This is a genomic window from Neobacillus sp. MER 74, from assembly GCF_023714155.1.
In genome coordinates this window covers 1-255 of record NZ_JAMAUV010000118.1, presented here as the reverse complement: position 1 = coordinate 255, position 255 = coordinate 1, and the positions used below count along the sequence as shown (strand labels likewise).

General features: G+C 36.5%; 1 pseudogene. It reads left to right on the top strand.

The annotated features are described in order from the left end of the window. Positions 1-255, top strand: a pseudogene (locus M3610_RS27800) (IS5/IS1182 family transposase); the annotation flags it as partial.

The window sequence follows — 255 nt, the reverse complement described above, 5'->3', positions numbered from 1 at the left end:
AAGCCTCTGACAAGAAATTGATTAGTAGCGAACACGTATTTATTGATTCCACACATGTTAAAGCAAGTGCGAATAAGCGTAAATTCGAGAAGAAAGTTGTCCGAAAAGAATCGAAAGCTTATGAAGCGCGTTTACAAGACGAGATTAATAAAGACCGCGAAGATCACGGAAAAAAGCCATTTCCTCCCGATAAATTTGATAAAGAGGAATTAAAAGAAATTAAAGAAAGTACGACTGACCCAGAAAGTGGTTATT